The 1,022-nt window shown below is 53.1% G+C and carries 1 protein-coding gene; it reads right to left on the bottom strand.

What is annotated here, in order from left to right; genetic code table 11:
- A partial coding sequence (locus J536_RS24505; protein ID WP_228130732.1) for an Ig-like domain-containing protein occupies positions 1 to 1,022 on the bottom strand: 1,022 nt, incomplete at both ends.

The raw sequence follows: 1,022 nt of genomic DNA, 5'->3' as shown, positions 1-1,022 counted from the left end.
GTCTGCAAGCGTCCAGGTGCCGTCACCATTGTTCACTGCCGGATAGTCAATACCATCCACGTTCACAACTACGGTTGCTGTCGGATCGTTCACTGTACCAGTGAGTGCTGGTGTGCTGTCGTTCGTGAGTACATCATCCAGCGCAACCACCGGCGGTGTGATGTCTGCAGAGACTGTGCCTGTACCTGGCAATGAAGTATTGCCTGCAGGGTCAGTCGCTGTTGCAGTCACGGTATCGCCATCCACCAGGTTACCCGGGTTTGGTACTGACCAGCTGCCGTCTGTACCTGCCACGACTGTTGCAGTGGTGCCATCAGGGAAGCTCACCGTCACGGTTGAACCCGCTTCTGCTGTACCGCTCACTGGGTCAGTTGCATTGATTGGATCAAGTACAGGTGCATTTGGTGCGGTGGTATCAATGGTCACCACTGCTGTATCGGTACCTGCATTGCCTGCAGCATCAGTTGCCGTCACGGTAATGGTATGTGGACCATCAGTTAATGCAGGAAGTGTATTGTCTGCAAGCGTCCAGGTGCCGTCACCATTGTTCACTGCCGGATAGTCAACACCATCCACAGTCACCACTACAGTTGCTGTCGGATCGTTCACCGTACCGGTTAAGGCAGGTGTGCTGTCGTTAGTGAGTACATCATCCAGCGCTACTGTCGGTGCAACTGCATCAACCACAGCTGTTGCTGGGCCTGATGTATTGCCTGCAGGGTCTTCTGATACTGCTGTTACCGTATCACCATCATTTAAGCCTGGGTTTGGCACAGTCCAAGTACCGTCCGGTCCTGCTACAACACTTGCTGTACTACCGTTCGGATATGTCACAGTCACTGTTGAACCAGGTTCTGCAGTACCTGTAATCGGGTCTGTCCCGTTAACTGGGTCGATCACTGGCGCTGCAGGAGCTGCTGTATCAACTGTCACAACACCTGTATCTGTACCCACATTGCCTGCTGCATCTGTTGCAGTCACGGTAATGGTGTGTGGACCATCAGTTAATGCAGGAAGTGTAT

Origin of the sequence: Acinetobacter sp. 809848, from assembly GCF_000581275.1 — a bacterium.
Taxonomy (GTDB): Bacteria; Pseudomonadota; Gammaproteobacteria; order Pseudomonadales; family Moraxellaceae; genus Acinetobacter; species Acinetobacter pittii.
The sequence above is the reverse complement of the archived record's forward strand: the minus strand, read 5'-3'. Positions and strand labels throughout refer to the sequence as shown.